The 1,026-nt window shown below is 55.2% G+C and carries 1 protein-coding gene; it reads right to left on the bottom strand.

From position 1 onward, the window contains the following. Positions 1-1,026 (bottom strand): DNA topoisomerase (locus GPK94_RS16215; protein ID WP_252192668.1); only part of this gene is annotated, 1,026 nt, incomplete at both ends.

Raw genomic sequence — 1,026 nt, forward strand, 5'->3', positions numbered from 1 at the left:
AGTCGGCTGTTTTTTCTTGGCAGCCCACCATTTGTTGTTTTTCCAGATTGCAAATCTGCAAGAATCATTCTGACAGAAGAAGCCTTTTTGCAGTTCTGCAACCTCCCCGCCGCAGCGAGGGCATTTGCCCACCACCTCACGAGGCGGAGTGAACAGGTACTCCGTTCCCTTGATGACCTGATAAGTCCCCACCAGGTCTTTCAGCATGGTGCTAATCCCGTCCAAAAACTCCTCCGGGGCAAGCTGCCCGCGCTCGATCTCGCCCAGGCGGTACTCCCACTCGGCAGTCAAAAGCGGCGATTGCAGTTGTTCCGGCAGAACGGTGATCAGGGAAACTGCATCATGGGAAGGGAGAAGCTGCACCGTTTTCCTGTTCTTTTTTCGTTCCAGAAAACCGGCAGATACCAGCTTTTCCAAAATACCGGCACGGGTGGCCGGTGTCCCCAGACCTTTTCGTTCGGCATCCTCCGGCATATCCTCTTTTCCGGCAGTCTCCATCGCGGACAACAGGGTGTCCTCCGTAAAGTGCTGGGGCGGACTGCTTTTGCCTTCTTTGACGATTGCAGCAGCAACCGAAAGGATCTGTCCTTCGGTCAGCTCCGGCAGGGCTTTCTCTGCGCCCTCTTTTTTCGGCTCTGCATCCTTCATTTTGGCACGGTAGGCGTCCTCCAGTGCTTTCCATCCGGGGTGCTTCACCGTTTTTCCTTTGGCAGTAAACTTCCTACCGGCACACGTTGCAATCACAACGGTTTCCGAATAGATATGGGGCTGGGCCACGGCGCACAGCAGACGCAGGGCCACCAGCTCCAGCACTGCTTTTTCTCCCGCAGGAAGGGCAGAAAGGTCTGCATCCTTGAGATTTCGGGTGGGAATTACTGCGTGGTGGTCGGTTACTTTCTTATCGTTGATGACCGTCTGCGGATCACAGGTAATGGCGATCCCTTTGCGAAACGGCATAGCATTGGCAACCAGATTCACCAGCACCGGCAGGCTGTCTGCCATATCACCGGTCAGATAGCGGCTGTC

This window comes from Pseudoflavonifractor sp. MCC625 (assembly GCF_018784545.1).
In the GTDB taxonomy this organism is placed as follows: Bacteria; Bacillota; Clostridia; order Oscillospirales; family Oscillospiraceae; genus Pseudoflavonifractor_A; species Pseudoflavonifractor_A gallinarum.